Origin of the sequence: Pseudovibrio sp. Ad5 (genome assembly GCF_001623095.1) — a bacterium.
Taxonomy (GTDB): Bacteria; Pseudomonadota; Alphaproteobacteria; order Rhizobiales; family Stappiaceae; genus Pseudovibrio.
Genome location: NZ_LMCH01000012.1, coordinates 55646 through 73886, shown reverse-complemented (window position 1 = coordinate 73886; position 18241 = coordinate 55646). Strand labels below are relative to the sequence as shown.

Here is an 18241-nt window from a genome sequence, read left to right as displayed (position 1 = left end):
AATGTGATTGTCGAATATGTGAAAGAACGTGGTTTTAAAGGGGAGGGAAAAGATCCGCATCTTACTTTAGGATCTAAATACCTCGTTCTGAGTTGGAATTTTGATAATATCAAAAGACGAAGTTATTTGGGAGTACGAAGTGACGATGATGGTTACCCAGCCATTTGGGATGTATCATTCTTTAAAATTGTCGACACTAGGGTCCCTTTAAACTGGCAGTTAAAGCAACTAGAATCTGAAGCTTATCGCTTGGAGCCACAAGCTTTTAGCGCTGATTTTTGGGAGAAATTCCATGATGGAAATGAAGAAGCTGAGCAGCTATTTCAACAAGAATATGAGAAGATCGCAGCCTTTCACAACTTCTCGATAACATAGCTGGGGTTCTCATCCCCTTGTCCTCAACACACTATAGGCAGATCGTAGGTTGAGGTGATGGAAGATAAATACAAATTATTATTATTTGACTTGCTGGGAGAAGCTAAGGAGAAAGCAACGAACTCAAAATGTCGCTTAAATTCAGGTCAGTTTCTTGATCATGAAAACAAGGACTACCTTGAGGGGTACTTATTTGCATTATATGATATTCTTAGTATTGCGAAAGATCAGGCCGAAATTTTTGATATTCCACTAAATGAAATTAACTTACACGATTTAGATCCCGACAAGGACTTGCTATGAAAAGACCTTGATCAAGATGAAAAATATAATAATGAAAATTGCAAAGCTACCGAAGGTTTGCAAGAAAGCCCGCACAATCGAGGATGCTTGGGATGAATACGCGCGTGGGAACCTAGCTGAAGCAGAATACTTATTTGAGAGTGCGGAAGATATATTTGATAAGATTCCTGCTGAGTTCCTAATTATGAAAGGCCGGATAAAATTTTCTCTTCAAAAAGGAAGGGAGGCACTTGAACTATTCGTAGAGGCTTGGCGTAAAATTGAGAATAGTGATAAGCTCTCCGCAGCGGATAAGAGTTATCTAAAAGAATATATCTATCATTTTGCGTCAATCTATCGAGAGAACTGTGGGACTGATCTTGGTGTTATAAACTCGGTTGCATTAGATGATGTATCGCTAGATGAAGTGAGTGAACATTTGAAGAAACGCTTTCCTTCCCCCAATCATCCTGATTGGAACAAAGATCGAGTTCAATAGTAGCTTGGATGTAAGAACATTCAGTAGCAATTGGAAACTAGCCTGCCCTGATCCCGGTTATTTTTCTGGCTCATGGTTGCCAGTGGAGAGCCAATAGGCTTGGGTAAGTAAACATCAGATTGAGATACCAACAGTTAGAATCTTCGAACATTTTCCATAAAGAAAATAGGTGCAAAGAGTGATTATCCTTGGTTCTTCACCTTGTATACTGTCCCTCTTGAGATGCTAAGTTCACGGGCAATGACCGTTGGGCTCTGGCCCGTGGCAAGGCGTGTTTCAATCTCAGTCTTATCGATCCGCGGCGGTCGCCTCTTGTTTTGGCCATCGCAATGCCTTCCGCTTGTCGCTCACGCCGCAGATTGGTTTCAAATTCAGCAAAGACACCAAGCATATCGAAGAAGGCTTTACCTGCCGCCGTTGAGGTATCGACAGGCTGCTCGGTTGCATAAAGATGCGCACCCTTTTCTTGCATTCGCCGCGCTATAATCTGCAGGTCATGCATAGACCGGGCGAGCCGATCAATGCGGGTGACCACCAAAGTTTCATCAGGGTGGATGAAGTCCAGAATTGTCTGTAACTCAACACGGTCTTTGAGAGTGCCGCCGCTCTTCTGTTCTGTACGGATCAGATGGCAGCCAGCAGCTTCCAATGCATGAATCTGGGTATCTAGGTTCTGGTCCGTAGTAGAGGTGCGCGCATATCCGATGCGGGACGTAGATCTGTTCATTTTGGGTGTGCCATGAGCCATTTCTGTTCACTAACACATATTATACCCAAAATGAACATGGATCTATGTGCATTTGGTGTTCATTCGAGATCGTATTTTGAGTATACTCAAAATAGCACCTAGTCATGCAGCCAGCTTACTTTCAAAGTCTATGCGCTGTTCCAGATCAAGCTCAAAACGGCCATAAGGGTTGATGTGACTGTATATCAGCGGTGTCAGACCTCGGTAATCTTCTGCGGCAAGTCGGCCAGCCCAAACAGGATCTGAAAGCACTGATTGCACCATGCGGGTGTTGACGTAAACCAGCGAGGCCTGCAACAGGTGCAGAGACAGGGCCGAGATCTCCTGATCTTCAATGCGGTTACTAGCAATCTCCCCGCCCTTGCCGAAGAATACAAAGCCGTTGGCGCTGTTCCAGTTCTCCACCACATTGAGCCCTTCGTTGATTTCGCGACGATATTTTTCAGAGCGCAGATATCGGCACAAGAAAATTGTCTTGATAGCTCGACCCAGTTCAGCCAGCGCTTTATAGGTTGGGTGCATAACTTCGGAGCGGGCAAAGCGGCGTAAAATTGCTTCTGGATCTGCGGTTCTGTGCTGCATGGCAGCTGCGTACTTGACCATTTCGTCATACTGGCGGGCAATCTCCTCCCAGTTGATGGCGCTGGACAAGATCGGCAGCAGGTTGCCAAGTTCACCGCGCATCGCATTTGAAGGCAATGCCAGCTTCTGCCGACTGATCGCCTTAAGGCGTGGAGCAAGCTCAAATCCCAGCAGATGACAGAACGCAAAGCCGACAACGCTTTGACCATGGCTATCCACATACTGACGCTGGATCTCCATGTCAGTGCAATGGCGCAAAACACCCTCAATCATGGCAGCAACTTCAGAGGATGAACAGCGTTTTAGCTGAGAATAGATACAGGTTGCCTGCCGTTCCACATGCCAGTAGATCATCACACCTCTGCCGCCGTAACGAGCATGCCACTCGCTCATGAGGTTCCTATCCCAAGCTCCAAACTTCGTGCTATCTGCTGCACAAGCTGTCCCGGCTTCACCCCAGATGACAGGATTGCGGATTGCCAAAGTAGCATCAGCTACGCGGGCACAGGCAGCCCTTAAAGCGGCCGGATGAATATAGTTGCGGCGCACACGCAACAACTCCTCATAGCTGATATCGGCGAGACCACCGGCAATACGTTTGAGGCCTGCATTTGTGCCAAGGCCGTAAAGGCAAAGTAACAATCGCTGATCACGGACATTGCGAGCCAGCACCTCACGACTTGCAGAGGTCTCACAGCGGTCCAAGTATCCAGTTCCAAGGGCAGCTTCTTTAAGCGTATCCAATAGTCCCGTCATCGGCCATTGACGAGTGATTTGCGCTTTTAAAGAGACCAGCCCTTTGGGTTCCGGCGCAGGTTCAAACGGACTGACAGAGATCCGGTTCTTGCCGGTCCAACGCAGCCTGACCTTGTCATTGTGAGGCAGGGATGCATTGAGCTGACGTAGCTCATCCTCCAATGTCTTTCTGACTTCAGACACAAATGCTTCTGCATCTCGTGTCAACTTCAGCCCCGCATAATATGTGTCGTGGCGCTCGGCAAAATCCTTTGGCAGGTCTGCATCCGGATTTCGATAACGATCTGCTCCCACTACCCAGATTTCCTTGGCACGAATTCGCTCACGCAACTGGGTCAGGAGGTACAGTTCAAAGGAAATCACATTCACGCGGCCTTTGTCATCAATCACGCTGCCACGCCATTTAGTTGGAATGGCTTCTATCGGAACATCATCCTCAGAAGCAAACCGCTTGCCTGCCTTATGCAGCTTCGTAATACAGGTCAATCCCTCTAGCACAGCGCGCCAGGCTGCGTTGTTGGATCTGAATTCCAGGACAGAAAGAAGCAGTGGTAGCATGCGGCGATAATGTGAGGCATATGACCCACGCATCACAAACTGAATTTGACGATCCAGAGTTCCTTTTGAGCGGTACTCCTTGACAATCGTTGATAGTTTCTGCTACCCGGCGACCGGATAGATCACATTACAGATCCGCCCCTCCGGGTGTTCCATGGAGGCCACGGCAATCTCTGCCAGCAAGCGCTCCTTACCGTGAACCTTCTCGATTTCACGGCTAATGTCCTTAATCACCTTGCGCTTTGATTTTGCATTGATCCGATGGATCTGTTCCACCAGAAGGTCAATCACCCGATCAATCATCTGGGACTTGCGGACTATCAGATAAAGAGCGAACAGGCCTAATCGGCGCTCAACGCTGTGTCTACGCATCTGCGAAGCCGTTTCTGCACTCACCCGTCGCACGAGCTGGTCAATGAAGGAGCGCTCAACCTCCTTAAGAACATGTTCTGGAAGCTGTAAGCCTTCAACAAACTGAAGGCGTTCAGTTGCGGCCAGAATGTTGTCCAGCGTAGCCCCGCCGAAATCATCTTTCAGGCGTGAAATGTAGGAGAGTAATAAAGTGCCATACTCAGTAATAAAGATTCATACTGAGGAATATAGTATCATACTGACGAGGGCTTAGCGGACTTTGCTGACCTTCGCTGCGGCGCGAAAGCTCAGGCAACTGAGAAACCTTTGCCAGCATCCAGGGCCAAAAGCTGCCATTGGGGCCTTTCAGCCAGCAGTTGAGATCAACTTTGCTAAACTGCTAAACAATGGCCCATAGAGCCTTTTCGTTGTGATCTTAACACATAAGCGATTTTGCTGGATGATCCAGGTTTGCGGCTGACGTACGGCATCTCACTTGTCAATAGCCTAGATGGATCTGTAACCTCGGATTGCTAAGTGCAGTCATAGTTCCATTCCGCCAAATCCCAGCGACCTGCCTTGACATCTTCAGGTCTCATCCAGATTTGCAAGCTACCACCCAGACAGCCCAAACCCATCTCTTTGTCATCCTCCAACTGGAGCAACATGAGATAATTTGCAGTGTTACGGCGCTCTACAGCACCTTGCACATCGAACCCATAGCCAAACATTTGGTGTGGATTGCTTGAGACTCTGGGAAAAGCCCTGATGTGAGGAGCGCAGCTTGGTAGACCCTGCTGGGATTGCTGATATAGGTAGGCATTCACCGTCGGGTGCTGAAGTGAAACGAGTTTCTTAAGAGCATGTCGTATAGACAATAGAATACTTCGCCGCGTGGTATTTGCGGTTTCATAATCAAGTTGCTCGCGCTTGGCCATATCAAACCGCGTATACACGTTCGGAGAAAAGTCCCATTCTCTTTTTTCTTTAAAGGAACGCAACGCTTTGAAAAGACGAGCTTTAGCTTCACCTACTTGCGTTCGGGCGGCCTTATCCGAATTTTGCTTCATTAGTACATGCCATTCCAGATGTATTTCCCTGTAGGTCTCTGAAACGAGTAGTCGAATGGATCGTCTGTCGCTTTCGTTCACCAACTCCATTGGTTGGTGTTCAGCCGCCATCTCAGCGAGGGTCACTACCTGAGCAAGAAAATGTTTTTCAATTTCCTTTGCGTGTGCCGTCAGTTGTGTAGGTGTTTTGCTTTCCCAATAGTCGTGTCGCCTCAGGTTGATACTACGTTGATAGTCCTCCAATAGCTCGTGATTAAACTCTGTTACCATCTGCCAAGTCTGCGGCCAATGGAGGGCAACATTTGTGTCGAGTTTATCGTAACCTCCCCCAAAGATGAGCTGGTCGAAAACTGGGTGGACTAGGGACCAGTCGGGTAAACCCGTGAGTATACTGGTTAGAGGGATTTGCTCCGCTGAATTAGAAAATGCGTCCTGAGCAATTTCTTCACCAAAGTGCAGTGTGTATGCACTACGCCTTGCCGCACTGCTACATTCAGAGACAGCATCAAATATTGAATCCGGTAATCCCTCTGGAACTGGAAAGCTCGGTTCAATAAAACTGTCGCCTTTCACAAGCTCCACTGGGACCTTTCGGTAAGCCCCATCTTCAAAGCTTTGGCTTCGTCTCACCAATTCATTATCAAAAAGGAAACTGTCTTTGCTCGGCGTGAGGTTGGACTTACAGGGGTGCACCTCAATAGGCTCGGTTGGTACTGGACCATGCACGACGCAAACCGTGCGAGGTTTTTGGTCTAGGCTGGTTTGTGCCTCTTTGATTTTATCTTCATCGCCTGATTTGATTGCTTGTTCTAATTGAGAAAGATACCATCCCTCAGGTTCATCCTCTAATCCATGGGGGTGGACAAAGAAGTAAAGGATACCATCCCTGCTAAATTCATAGGGTAGCGTGGGGAGATCACTAAGGTTGATCTGTCCTAAAAAGCTATGAGCATATTTTCCGTCTTCACCGGTATCTCCAGGCCATTCCAACTCTGGTGTTGCAACAGGCCACCCGCCCAAAAAAGTGAGAGACGATGCATTCCTATGCAAGCTATGTTCAATAAAGACAGTCGGCAGAGTGTTCTTTGAAAGATAGTCTTCGATAATCTGCTCTTCACTCATATGCCATAAGCTTGTTTATTCTGGAGTAGGCTGCTAAGGCGCAGCTGAATGCGTTGGGATTTTAATTGAAATCTTGTTGCTTAAACCTTGCGCCAGCCTGAGAAACTTATTTGCATCTCTATTATATGTTGAACTGAAGGGACAAAATGTTCCCTATCGAAGCTTTATGGCTAGACCGATTGATTTGAGTAAGCGAGTGTTTTCGCAATCAGCAGCTGCTTCTTTTGCATAATGGTGCTGCTCGCCCTCTGGTTGGAACTATTGACCGGCCGAGTTTGGCACCCGCAAGCCGCTCCAGCGGGCGAATGGAGGCCCTGGTTCGCAGGGGGCCAACTGCGGACATCCAAGCGGTTCTATTAGGAGTTGAACCTGCTACATGTAGTCCATTGGTCGATCGCATCTCCAGCCGGTCAGTAATTTCAGGATAGACCAATAAGGCTGATGGGAAGTGCGCATAATTTTTGAACGTTAACTTGCTTCGCAGGTATTTGCTTACCTCAGTATGGAGCAAGGCTCCTACAACGACAAAGAGTGGTTAAAGGCAAATTCTTAATGTGCGCCGTTCTGACGTTCTAGGGCGATTTCCAGTTGGCGTTTTTGGCTAGGAGTGGCAGTTTTCAAATAGTCATAAACCGATTGCAACCTGCCGAGTTCAACCGGCTCCTCAACAACAGTTGGCACCCCAATTTTCGATACAGTCTCGCTATTCAGTAATACCACCAAATTCATAAAACCGTCTGGAGTTTCTGCATACTCCTCCATCACCCATTCACAATACAACAAAGTTATTTGAGGCTCATTCGGGAAAAGAGCGGTGACTTCCTTTGTAATCTCACGAAACCGTGGAAGTTTTTTAAATTTTGCATCTAGCTGGTGCAACTCGTCTGACAGTTCCTCATCAGACATGTTGTGACGCCAAAGTAGGTAAGCAATATATTTGGAGCGTGAACCATCCCATCCACATTTGACACATGCCCCTTCTCGAAATTCATGATCGCAAAGAGGGTACCCGAACAGAACATTCGAGCATTCGTTGCATATACTCATCATTTCTGAGGCCTCATCAAAATATGGGCTTTCGCATTCATCACATTGCTTGATTTTTTGATTCATGAAGAAACAAGTAACACTAATAGTGAAGACAATAAACTCAGCTATGAACTAACGTTTTTAGATTGGGGAGGAGGGCCAGGAGCGGACTTTAAAGTGGTTCCACCAAAGGTTGAGGTAAGTCTTTTTGAAGTAACTGCAGGCGCTTTCGAGAACACTTTGTGGTTGGATCTATGCGCTCAGTGTAGCTGGATGTGTCACAGGTTCGGAGCTCTTATTGCCGATGCTACAGTCCGTCTGGGTGTGGACTTAGTCGGATGCTAGATTATATCAAGTGCGGGCTAGAGGAGGTTTCTATGCTGTGGAAGGATGCAGCTCAACATTTTGAAATCGATGGGTCACTTCGTGATATTATAATAAGTGGAACAACAACATCAGACTGGGACAAACTGATTAGCCTATCCGCAGAGTTTGGCAGAGTGTCGTATGAACGCGACGGGATATCGGCAGAACTTCCAGCTTCTGCCTCCAGGCTATTAAATGACAAAGAACATGCACATGTTTTCAAGGTGGACCTTTGCGGCCCCGTCGCAAATACTCATTTTTTCATCGAAGATGAAATAGAGTTTGATATCGATCCAAGAGAAATCAGATCTCAAGCTACGTTACATAATGTGCTTAGTTTTTGTTCTAAGCTTAGCCGGGCACTAAAACGCGACGTAAAAATTACAGAAGAAAACACCCCTGAAGCCATATTGCTTTACTACCGATACGCTGAACAAGTTTGGCGAATGCCAACGCTGTCATAGTGAGCTAAACCGGACATTTATGGGGGCCAGAACAAGTTTTGCTCGCAGGCGTACGCTAAGCGATTTATCTTTTATTGTCAGTAAGGTGCCTAATAATGTCCGTTTACGGATAGGGATCGATCACTTGGACATAAAATAGGTAAATACCCTTTTGAACATTCCAATGTTCTCTGTTTGTCTGTCTTACCGTACGATTTTTGACAGATCTTGTTCTTGCCCCAGGTAGTGTTCTGCGCTCGCACGAAACATCCACTGGCAAAATATCTGAAAAAAAGCTCATTCCGTTCACTCTGCTAATCTGTTTGCTCATGTTGGCCGAAGGATGCCCGATTTCCTCCTTTTGAACCAGCTTATTCCGAATGATTTTCTGAGTCATTGTGCCGGTGCGCTTATTGGTTCAGCTGCCGCTGCCATTTTCAAAGAAACCGGGGTGTTCTTGATTTACGCCAAAGTGAACGAGCCGAGTTTTATATCTTCGGTTGATTTGGTCCACGGCTGTTGCCAGTTTCTCGTTCGGATTTGGCTTGCCAGGTTCCGGAAAGTTGAACAATTCGCCGGATCGTTCTGCAAGCGGCAAAACATCTGTTAGCTGGACCGAGATTGAACCGACAAGGTAGGGCCGTCGCTTAATCATTATCTGCCAGAGATGTTCGTAGATGCTGAGGAACAATGCTGTGTCTTGTGAGGCAACGCAGCTCTGGGTTTGGCTCCATCCTCCAGATGGTAAAAACCGAAGCTGCAGGCTGAAGCGTTTGGCGCAGTACCCGTCGCGTCTCATGCGTTCAACAGCCTTTTCCACGAGCCACCGGCCAACCAACTTTGCTTGGCTGGAAACTCGGTATTGAGGAGCCAGAACTTTTGAATTGCCATAACTATTTCGCTTTGTTTCCTGCAGCGGGATGTTCTCACCCTGCAACGCCCGCACAAAGCGCTCTCCTTCCACCGAGTGCCATATCAATCTGGCATGGCGAGGGTCCAGGTTGTAAAGCGAAGGAATGTCATAGATCCTTGCCTTGTAAAGGCGCTTGCTGATGCCTTGAGAGATTCCGGGCAAATCTTCCAGCTTCATCTTGCTCAAACGGTCTGGCATATTTTCAGGGGCCAACCATTGAAGCCCATCAGGCTTTTCCAGCTTTCCCGCTATCTTTGCTAGAAGTTGGTTCGGGCCGATGCCAATTGAACACCTCAATTGTGAACCAACCTGCGTAGCTATGGCTTTTTTGATCTGTCGTGCGAGAGAAAGTGCTTGGTCGAGAGAGGCTGTTTTGCCGCCTAAGGCAACCTGAAATTCATCAACGGATCTGACGTATTCAAGCTCAGCCATGCTATCGACGACACGCGCTATTTTTTGATTGACCTTGACATATAGCGGATGACGGCTTGGCCGAAACTGCAGCTGAGGACACAGTCTGCGTGCTTCATAAACACGGGTTCCGGTCCTGACGGAATAAGATTTTGCCTCGTATGAGGCCGCTACCACACATCCGCTTTTTTCATCTACTGCCGTAATGGCTACAGGCTTCCCACGCAAAGCCGGGTCCATTTGCTGCTCTACAGATGCGAAAAAGGCGTCCATATCGATATATATGGTTCGAAAGATCGTCATTACAGATTTTACCGATTGATTTTAGATGCGCTTTGTTCCTTATATGTTCTCATGGCAGATCGCAAAAAACAATTAGCAAATGTCGCGTTTGGGGGCTCCTGGTCAGAAGAACTGATCCACAAAGGCAAAGTTCAAGCTGTACTTGATGTGTTACGTCAGGCGGCGAGAAGATGCGATGAAGAAGATCCAAGGGGACCAGAATTAACGGCTACGCTCGTCTATATCGAGCGTCACGTTGAAAAAGGTCGAATGTATCGTATAGGGATAGAAAAAGCCTTGTCTTTACAAGATCCTACCCAGAGACAAACAGAAATGTTGAGGTATGTTTCGCTGATTGAAGCATGGATACAACCTGTTAAAGGGACGTAGGGCTGTCTGTGAGTAATAGAGCCTCATACTGAGTAATAAAGATCCATACTCAGTAATAAACTATCATACTGAAATGACGCCCAATGATCCGAAGTTGCCTGTCAGCGCGGTTCGATTTCATAATTGAAGTGCGGACTTTGCTGACGTCCGCTGCGGAGTAGAGAACTGGAAATGAGTATGGCTACGTCGAGATGCATCGGGCCAGGAGCTGTCATTCAGGCGATTCCATCAGGGGTTGAACCAGCCCTATAGATAGACGAAATTACTCGCCTGTTTGCGACATACAGCTGTCGATCGCTCTTACTTTTAAGATTTCTAAGGCAGGCCGATTCCAAATTCTTCCCGCAGCTCTACTACCACCCCTTCACACCAAGTGACCATCATCCAATGGGCTTGGAACAGCTCATCTAGATCGACCTTGATGCCAACATGCTTATTGCCCTTTTTGTCGGTTGGATATCGAAATCTGTCAGCCCAAGGATCAACTGACTGAGCGTTTTTAAACAGTGCAGACACCTTCCTAGTGATTTCGTTGTCCACGTTTAGGCCTTTGTCATTAGCCGATTCCTTGAGCTGTTCAAATAGAACTAGGAGGTTGTGGCCAGCTTTGCCTTTGAACTCACCTTCTAACAGTAGAATTGAAGACTTGACCGTGAGTTCAATGCTTTGTCGCCAGAGGCTAAGCAACGGCCTTACCAAAATATCGGTTTGATCAGCCTTCACGACGTCCCACATCTTTTCAAATCCGGTTTGAAAGCTGTAAGAGACTAAATCCCACGAACCTGAAGTTAAGTCGGTGTGTAGATCATGCAAGAAGCCCTCTAGAGAGGGGTATTCTTCCATAATTTGATCAGAAAGTGCCGTTCTCTTTTGTTCCGACATAATTGCCTCAATAAATACGTGCTCAAAATCTCAAGCCTTGTGTCGGGGGAACAGACTGGCTTTGGCACGAAAAGCATCGTTCCCGCTACAAACATGTTTGCTTTTAGACCCTTGCGAATTGAGACGCAGACAAGATGGTTAAACAGGAAACCAGAGAGAATGCCCACATTGGTGTTTTGTAGACTTTACAAAGTCGGCTTCCTGCGCATGGCCATCACCGTGCCACAGTGCAACAAATGACCGTGAGAGCGGCCAATAGTCGAAACTCTAGTGTTTCTATGAGTGGTTACAGGCGTCTGTATAAGGGATTACCGCACCACCTGAGTAAGAATACCTTCCATAAACTCAAAGAGTTAAAGCGCACAGCAACGATATATGCAACAACAGTTATCATTGATGCTAGATAACACTTAACAGGCTCTAGCACAGCGCAAGGTAGCTTGTAAAAAAACAGACTCTTAATGGGTACCTTTCAGCCGCTGCATTGCACCCACCCTCTTCAGCATTGCATCAAGTACATCGTCGACCTCAGAGAACGGCAAAAAGTGGCCATGACACCACTGCTGAAAGAAGCTTTGTGCTGGTAGATCCAAGAAAGTCCACAATGCTGCCGCCCAGTTTGCCCAATCCGGTCCACGATGTTTTCCTAATAACGACCAGAAAACAACAGAGCTAGCCTTCTCTACTCTCTGGATCTCTCGCTCTTTATCCGCCCAAATCATGTTAGTGAAGTTCGCTACGAGGTGGATATGCGAAAACGGTTCAGCGTCTCTAGTTCCAATGTAATGGGAAACAATCTGAAGCTTGCTAAAGGCTCGATCATCCCTTTGATAAATTGAATATAATGGTGCAACATTCAAAGAAATATACTTATGTCGACTAGCAGTTAAGAACACCAGAGCATTACTGTACTCTTCCAGCGAGATCTCTTTTTCGGCGAGTGCTTTCATCAGAACCGCTTGAAGCCAGACGCCTTTATTTTGAAAATTCTGTCTTCCCAATTCCCTCAGGACAAAATCATCACTCAAGAACAATTGTTCTTCACCTGCAATTAAGAGTGGCAGTAAAGCTTCTCCACTCGGTTCAGAAACAAGCTTATCAAAACCGCTTGGAACTTCATCAGGCACTACATCTTCTATTTCTGTACATTCACTCTCAATTGCAGAGAGTAGTCTATTCAATGCAACGCTATTAGCCTGTACATCTTGCGGGGATATCACCGTTCGATAAAATTGCCCGTCTCGATAATCTAGAGTTATACGGCCTTGATTGGGAGCAAAGTTCATTTTCTCAATCATTTGGCGGATTACATTCAGCTCAACTGATGGGATCTTAAGCTCACCCAGTTGCTTTTTCAGCACTGAAAGTATTCCCATTTGCACGGCGCGCCATGCTGTAAACGCATCCAGAATAACCCCAGACCTGTCGTTATTCCGAATAGTCTCGAATGCACTTGTACGCTCGTCCATTGAGCCTACGCAGGTCGAAACCTCCTCTCCAATGTCAGCGATATATTGCGCAAAAGGTATAGCACCACCAACCCTTCCCGCCGCCGCCATTGCTAGCGGTATCCCTCCTTTGAGGTATAAATCAGCGAATTCTCTTTGAGCTTGGCTTTGGTGCTTTAGACTCTCAAGAATTGGCTCGATATCGTCATCTGGACAAGTAAAAGAGCCAAATCCTACAGCATCGGGAAACATTTCATTAAATGAGTTAGTTAAGAAAGCAAACGCTTGCGACCATCTAGGTCTAATTTCAACAACAGTCCAAGTTTGCTCTTGAGCCAAATTAGTGCGACGCACAAAGCTATCACCTACTTCTAGGTCAATTGCATTTGCAATAAACGCATTATCACTCCTGACTGCATGCCCCCAAGGTTTGTCGCGATCTTCACCCACCAAAGCGGAGAACTCTTTACCCGAGTTTTCTTGAAGCTTGACCCAAACTCCTTCTTGAACGGTCATGTTGCTGGTAGATGGTTTGCTTAGCTCTGGATCCAAGATTAAGCCTAAGTACTTTGTAACTACCTCAACCTTATCGCTATGCTCTGACAGTACTTCATATGCAAAATCAATAGCACTTTGAAAGTTACCGCCTTGGGCAAGCACTTGGCAAAAGCTTAACTTATCTGTGGGTTGACCATTCAGGTTTATCCAATCGCATTCTTCAATGAGTTTCTCTACCTGATCTGTTTGGCCTAGTTTGAGATACGTGCCAATAAGCTGAATCAAAGAACCGAAATCTGGCTCAGCTTCAAAGACTGCCTTGAAGTGACAGACAGCCTCTGCTGGTACACCGCGATTGAAAGCGAAAATACCAAGCGATTTTTGGTAAGGTGTTTTACAAAGTATATTTTCTGGCAGTTCCTTGAAGAATGACGCTGCTTTCGCTCGGATAGGGAAGTCATAGCTTAGCGCTTCTGCTAGCAATCGTAACTCGTTGCTATCTGTCTGCGTTGACACGATCCCAAAGAGAGCGTTGATAATGCTCTTTGCATCCCCTCTTGTTCGAGCCTCTTTTACAAACGTTACGCGATCGGCAAAACTTACGTCTGCTATCTCAATTAATTCGGCAGCGCGTTTATAAAAATGTCTAGAATGCTCACTAAAGCCCACTCCTTTAGCAACTTGAGACAAGATTACACATGCACGAACGTCATTCTCAAACTCATTTCTGCATTTCGTAAGGAGATTATCCCTTTCATCAGTTTCTGAGATTTGGATCAGTGCAACTGCTCTTGCAGCTTGAGCTGCAACTTTTTCCTCTTCTGGGAAACACTCCAAATGATTACCAATGAGGCTGATTATCCCGGCAAAGTCCTTCTCTCTCATTGCTAAATCAAGGGAGAGCATTGCAGTTTGGGAGGTTATACCAATGCCAGCAATTGCTTTCTTAACTTCTTCATGTTGACCATCTTCAAGTAAAGCAATTGCAGCAGCACAGCGAACTTCATTTTGCTCAGAATACGACGCCACAATCTCTGAAGCTATCTTAGCTGCTTCTTTATGCTTACCCAGCATTCGAAGACAGTTGATAAGATTATGAGGAATACTGCTCTCAGTATTCAGTTTAAACAGATGCCCCTTACGCAGCTTCTCCCATAGCATCCTGAAGATATCGACACTAACTTCGATTTTCTCAGCTAACTCAAGCGGTAATGCTGGACCAAACTCAAATCCATGAGAGAACAGAACTTCTTCCATTAACGCTGTTGCGTACAACTCAGCAATCTCGTCATCATTTGGAAATCGTTCGTAGGCCGTTTTAGCCCTCGCCCACCACTCAGAAGCAACCCCTCTCTTCATCAGCCAGAGCATGTATGGGCCTTGAAACTCTTGCTCATCTTTAAGGTCAAAAGAGATTATCGAAAATGGGTCGCTGACAGAAGCATCGTCTATCATCCCCTGAATTAAAAAACCAGCTAGCCGAACATTAGACGGGTCCTTCGCGAGCTCACACGTACCAAACTCACGCAAGCCAGCAGTTTGCTTTGATAGCAAAAGTCCCAACGCTTTGTTAGCAACGGCCTTTGGGTTTTCAGGATCTAGCTCGTATGCCGCGATTAATTCTTTTGCCGCTAAATCAGTTTTCCCCTGATTGAGATGGCACACAGCAATATTGGCATTCACCCGAAACTTGATATTCGGGCTGGTTTCGTGACTTAATCGCCCCTTCAACCCCATCAGCAGTTTTAGTGCAGTAGCAGGCTCTTCATTAACAAGATCTCGGTACCCGTCTATTTCCTTATTTAGGCCGCTGTTGATTTGATGTGAAGCATCAACTTGCGTTCTATCTGCCACTTGCTGAACTTGTGACACATAACTGAACTCCGAGGGTTTAGAAACTCCAAACTGTGAACCATAGATAGTCTTCGGATCCGCACCGTGAGATGCTATCAAGAAGTCAAGTTTGTTCAGGGTCTCTCGATGTTCTTCTCTTGCTCTCTCCCCATCTCTGGATAAACTGCCGATTTTTTCATCTATGCTACATAACTGTTGCCAAGTAGCTTTGTTAAAAAAGTCTGGATGCTTCAGAAATGTTCGCTCTAAATTTTGCGCCAACACATTAAGATGTGGTTCGACATCGTTGGCTTTAGCAGAAAAAAATGGTTGAACATCTCCTAAACGATTGTGCACATAAATTCGCTGTTCTTCAAAGGCATCTAGCCACTCGCTACCGGTTGGTATTGTGCCACTTTGAATTCTCTCAACGATTAGCTTTAACTTCGAGCGATTTCCTAATTCATCTTTCTCATAAATAGGAAAAAGAGCCGCAGTTGAAGCAAAATACATCTCCTCAGGAAGGTTCTTACGCCAGTCTTCGAAACACTTCTTCAGGTCTTGCTCAAAAGGAGAGCCATTTAATTGCTTAAGATAGCCATCTAGCCCTTTCCCTAAGCAATACCCGAAGAACCATTCAATAAACATTTTGTTAGCCATCCATCTAAAATTTAGTAAGAAGCTGCTATATTGAGACTTTGCCTTCAAGCATGTTTACACATGCGTGTATCAATTATCCCCCACTCCATTTGGTTGCCACAAGTTATCTTAAAAACAACAATGCAAAACCGTCTCGAACAAAACACTTCCTTATTCAAACCCACCAATATGTTCAATTGGCTTGGACTAGGAACAGGAAGCGCGCGCAATCAGAAATAGTAGGAACTCAAAACCGGTGAGCCTCCTGCACTGAGGCGAATGTCCGCAACTGGTCAGCTACGTCGTGCCGCTACTAGGAATGCTTTGCGCCGATGAAGGTCCGCAAAGGGGGGCTTTCGGTATGAATCTTTATTACTCTCCCACAGCCGCAAAACAAAAGATTACGGCACCACAGATTTTCATCTTTATGATGCCGTAAGACCTTACATGGCCCAGTTCAGCCGACGAGACAAAAAATTAGGATCGTTTCGCTTTTTTGCGCGCAACAGCCGACTTCAGTTCTTCGAATTTATCATCAAGTCGCTCTATTCTATCTGATAGATATTGCTTAACTCCACTGTCATTTCTTACTCGGAAATATGAAGCGTTCATGTGGGTATGATCTTTCAAAATATTCTTTATTTCCTCTATGAAGGCGGTTTGTTTTTCCTTCAGGGCTGCGAGATTATAGTTTTTCTCGTGACATTGGCGGGGAAGGTAAACCTCACTGTAGACTAAGAACGCTTTGCCTATTCCATTGGCTTTGCCAAATGAATGGTTTCTTTCGCAGTACTTCTTAAAGGTTGAAAAAAGCTCTCCAAGTTCCAAGGTCTCAGCCTGTGCTTGATTGATTGCTTTAACTAGCAAAGTCTTCCGCTCGTTATATCGCTCCTGCCTTTCCTCCAAACCAACAGAGTAATCTTTCTGAAGTGTCACCACCTTTTCAAGGGCCGACGTAATCGGACGTTTGAAGCGGTCCAAACGCAGCTTGTCAAACGGATTACGCAGCGTGGGATCACCCAGGGCCACCTCATCGGCCAAAACCATCGCAAGCTTTTCCTGCTCGCTATTCAGGAAGTCACGATACGCTGAAAATTCTGTTTCTTCGCAGATGGAAGGTAGGTTGAAACGAAATGAATAGAGAATCTTGGTTTGTTTATTCTCTTCCCTTAGTTTTTCGATATCTGCACAAGCAGCTTTAACTCGCCTGATTGTTTCTGGAAGACGGTCCTGTGTATTTTTCACCATCTTCAACCCTTGTTGGAGATCTTCCTTGTGCTGTGAAAGGATTTCGGCATTTCTTCTCTCAATCAAGCTTGCCCTCAGATCAATAATCCGCCTGGCGAGTTCTGCATTCTCGAAATGTTTCAGCTCAAGTTCTGTTGAGTTTCGTTCGGGGTCACTCAGCCTTTTTTGCAGATCTTTTCGGCATTCAAGCGTCACTTGACTAATTAAAGTACCATCAAGCCCGGCATAGATCGGCACATCCAAGCCAGCCATAAGCATCACGCATTGTTCAGTTGATTCCGAAATCAATGGCTGAAGGTCGCTGTTAAAATTCCAGCCTTTGTCGCCAAACAGAGCTGTAAGTTGATCATCAGACACTTCAGGAAGAGGATTGCAGCTCACTAATAGAGCGCATGACAATATAGCTACTGCGCTCAAAGTTGCTTTTGCTGAATGCTTCAAAATCATTTTATTCATAGTCCTTCCAAGAAAATAAGTCTCATTTCGCGAATAAAAAACGCATTATGGAGGCGCGGTGGTCACTGCAAGCCTTCCAACAAGCGCTGCAGGCGAGCACCATCAGGGCTATCCAGCAGCGTGACTTTCTCTTGATTGGCTTTGCCCGGATTGGTGATCATATCGAATGAACTTGTGATCTGAGTACCACCATCAACCCTGCTGAAGCGCAAAGCAGCACGGGCACGTGGAATGCCATCGCTGTAGGAGGCATGCTGCTTTCGTTCCGTGCTGTTTGGGGTGAGGATCTGTTCGACCACAACAGTGTTGCTGGTCTTGCGGATCACCTTAAATCCTATGCCAGCAAATGCATCGATCACAGCCTTTTTGGCTGCTGGAACAGATTTTTGTGTCACCACCCGAGGTGGCTGTTTTGATGAGACGGGAATGGATGTTGTTTGGCAGGCCGCTAAGAGCATGGTTGCGGCAAGAAGAACGAAAAGCTTTTTCATGGAAATCTCCGTTTGAATGATCCATCAAGTTGCGATGGGTGGATTGGTAAGTGATCTGCAACAGCGCAGAGCTTGGGACTGAGTGCGGCTGAGTGAGAAATGACACCCTAAGCGAGCTAAGAACGGCCAGCCGTTAAGGAGGCGAGATCCTCAAAGTTGCCTGAGCGGTCTATGCCGCTCATAATTTGGATGAAGGTTTTTGAGAGCACAGTGCGCTGTTCTTCATTGAGATTTGCCAGCAGGTTTTCAGCTGCTTGCCTGCGGGACTTGACAAGTTCATCAGCTTTTCTTTTGCCCCCGGCCGTGAGCTTCACCTTAACTTGACGGCCCTCACGCTTCATACGCCGGACAAGCTTGCCCTCTTCTAACCGGTCGACAAGCGTTGCCGTTGCGGATTGACTGAGACAGACTTGCTTTGAGATGTACGCAAGAGAGGGCGCTGCTTTTCTGCGCAGAAGTAGCAAGATTGCTGCGCAATTTGCTGGAAGCTCCCCATAGGTTTGCACAACTGCATCTTCTAAAGCGGTGCTGACTTCACAAAGCTGGTCGGCAAGATACTTGGCCTGCAC

Annotated in this window: 13 protein-coding genes and 2 pseudogenes; 5 read left to right on the top strand and 10 right to left on the bottom strand. The window is 46.3% G+C overall.

Annotated features, from left to right (window positions below):
- The first annotated feature begins 3 nt into the window (after positions 1-3).
- Genes PsAD5_RS07775 through PsAD5_RS07765 form a run of 3 tightly spaced genes read left to right on the top strand, consistent with a single transcriptional unit; the run spans position 4 to position 1156 of the window.
- Entirely contained in the window at positions 4-375 is a 372-nt protein-coding gene (locus tag PsAD5_RS07775; protein WP_063291684.1) for a hypothetical protein, read from the top strand.
- Positions 376-432: 57 nt separating this feature from the next.
- A complete protein-coding gene (locus PsAD5_RS07770) occupies positions 433-678 on the top strand; it encodes a hypothetical protein (RefSeq protein WP_063291683.1) in 246 nt (81 codons plus the stop codon).
- A gap of 7 nt (positions 679-685) precedes the next feature.
- Positions 686-1156 (top strand): hypothetical protein, encoded by a 471-nt coding sequence (locus PsAD5_RS07765; RefSeq protein ID WP_153041349.1) that lies wholly within the window; start codon positions 686-688, stop codon positions 1154-1156.
- A 182-nt stretch (positions 1157-1338) separates the two neighbouring features.
- Here the strand turns inward: PsAD5_RS07765 and PsAD5_RS07760 are convergent.
- From PsAD5_RS07760 to PsAD5_RS28000, 4 genes and pseudogenes are all read right to left on the bottom strand, one after another.
- Positions 1339-1883, bottom strand: a pseudogene (locus PsAD5_RS07760) (recombinase family protein).
- 123 nt (positions 1884-2006) lie between these two features.
- A pseudogene (locus PsAD5_RS07755) lies at positions 2007-4337 on the bottom strand (Tn3 family transposase); the annotation flags it as partial.
- A gap of 347 nt (positions 4338-4684) precedes the next feature.
- On the bottom strand, positions 4685-6343 hold the full coding sequence (locus tag PsAD5_RS07745) for a DUF1963 domain-containing protein (protein ID WP_063291680.1): 1659 nt from the start codon (positions 6341-6343) through the stop codon (positions 4685-4687).
- A 549-nt stretch (positions 6344-6892) separates the two neighbouring features.
- Positions 6893-7249, bottom strand: coding sequence for a hypothetical protein (locus PsAD5_RS28000; RefSeq protein WP_193776957.1), 357 nt, complete (start codon positions 7247-7249; stop codon positions 6893-6895).
- 500 nt (positions 7250-7749) lie between these two features.
- On the opposite strand from PsAD5_RS28000, the gene PsAD5_RS07735 reads away from it, so the two are divergent.
- Positions 7750-8202: a hypothetical protein gene (locus PsAD5_RS07735; RefSeq protein WP_063286975.1), complete on the top strand. Its 453-nt coding sequence runs from the start codon at positions 7750-7752 to the stop codon at positions 8200-8202.
- A 397-nt stretch (positions 8203-8599) separates the two neighbouring features.
- On the opposite strand, the gene PsAD5_RS07730 is transcribed toward PsAD5_RS07735, so the two are convergent.
- Positions 8600-9808, bottom strand: coding sequence for a Y-family DNA polymerase (locus tag PsAD5_RS07730; RefSeq protein ID WP_063291678.1), 1209 nt, complete (start codon positions 9806-9808; stop codon positions 8600-8602).
- Between the two features lie 51 nt (positions 9809-9859).
- Between PsAD5_RS07730 and PsAD5_RS07725 the strand changes: the two genes are divergently transcribed.
- Positions 9860-10177 carry a hypothetical protein gene (locus PsAD5_RS07725; protein ID WP_152986666.1) on the top strand — a complete coding sequence of 106 codons (318 nt, stop codon included), beginning with the start codon at positions 9860-9862 and terminating at the stop codon, positions 10175-10177.
- Positions 10178-10492: 315 nt separating this feature from the next.
- Here PsAD5_RS07725 and PsAD5_RS07720 read toward each other — a convergent pair whose 3' ends face one another.
- The 5 genes from PsAD5_RS07720 to PsAD5_RS07700 all read right to left on the bottom strand — a co-directional run bounded on the left by PsAD5_RS07720 (position 10493) and on the right by PsAD5_RS07700 (position 18241).
- The gene (locus tag PsAD5_RS07720) at positions 10493-11059 is read right to left on the bottom strand and encodes a hypothetical protein (protein ID WP_063291677.1); all 567 of its coding nucleotides are present in this window, start codon (positions 11057-11059) and stop codon (positions 10493-10495) included.
- A gap of 458 nt (positions 11060-11517) precedes the next feature.
- Positions 11518-15486, bottom strand: coding sequence for a tetratricopeptide repeat protein (locus tag PsAD5_RS07715; RefSeq protein ID WP_153041348.1), 3969 nt, complete (start codon positions 15484-15486; stop codon positions 11518-11520).
- Between the two features lie 468 nt (positions 15487-15954).
- Entirely contained in the window at positions 15955-17181 is a 1227-nt protein-coding gene (locus tag PsAD5_RS07710) for a hypothetical protein (protein ID WP_063291675.1), read from the bottom strand.
- A 62-nt stretch (positions 17182-17243) separates the two neighbouring features.
- A complete protein-coding gene (locus PsAD5_RS07705) occupies positions 17244-17672 on the bottom strand; it encodes a hypothetical protein (RefSeq protein WP_063291674.1) in 429 nt (142 codons plus the stop codon).
- Between the two features lie 116 nt (positions 17673-17788).
- Positions 17789-18241 (bottom strand): MarR family transcriptional regulator, encoded by a 453-nt coding sequence (locus PsAD5_RS07700; RefSeq protein WP_063291673.1) that lies wholly within the window; start codon positions 18239-18241, stop codon positions 17789-17791.

Bases quoted from the DNA above. Each gene is read 5' to 3' on its own strand.
- PsAD5_RS28000 (WP_193776957.1), bottom strand. From the start codon at position 7,249: ATGTCTGATGAGGAACTGTCAGACGAGTTGCACCAGCTAGATGCAAAA.
- PsAD5_RS07770 (WP_063291683.1), top strand. From the start codon at position 433: ATGGAAGATAAATACAAATTATTATTATTTGACTTGCTGGGAGAAGCT.
- PsAD5_RS07720 (WP_063291677.1), bottom strand. From the start codon at position 11,059: ATGTCGGAACAAAAGAGAACGGCACTTTCTGATCAAATTATGGAAGAA.
- PsAD5_RS07715 (WP_153041348.1), bottom strand. From the start codon at position 15,486: ATGTTTATTGAATGGTTCTTCGGGTATTGCTTAGGGAAAGGGCTAGAT.
- PsAD5_RS07725 (WP_152986666.1), top strand. From the start codon at position 9,860: ATGGCAGATCGCAAAAAACAATTAGCAAATGTCGCGTTTGGGGGCTCC.
- PsAD5_RS07730 (WP_063291678.1), bottom strand. From the start codon at position 9,808: ATGACGATCTTTCGAACCATATATATCGATATGGACGCCTTTTTCGCA.
- PsAD5_RS07745 (WP_063291680.1), bottom strand. From the start codon at position 6,343: ATGAGTGAAGAGCAGATTATCGAAGACTATCTTTCAAAGAACACTCTG.
- PsAD5_RS07735 (WP_063286975.1), top strand. From the start codon at position 7,750: ATGCTGTGGAAGGATGCAGCTCAACATTTTGAAATCGATGGGTCACTT.
- PsAD5_RS07710 (WP_063291675.1), bottom strand. From the start codon at position 17,181: ATGAATAAAATGATTTTGAAGCATTCAGCAAAAGCAACTTTGAGCGCA.
- PsAD5_RS07705 (WP_063291674.1), bottom strand. From the start codon at position 17,672: ATGAAAAAGCTTTTCGTTCTTCTTGCCGCAACCATGCTCTTAGCGGCC.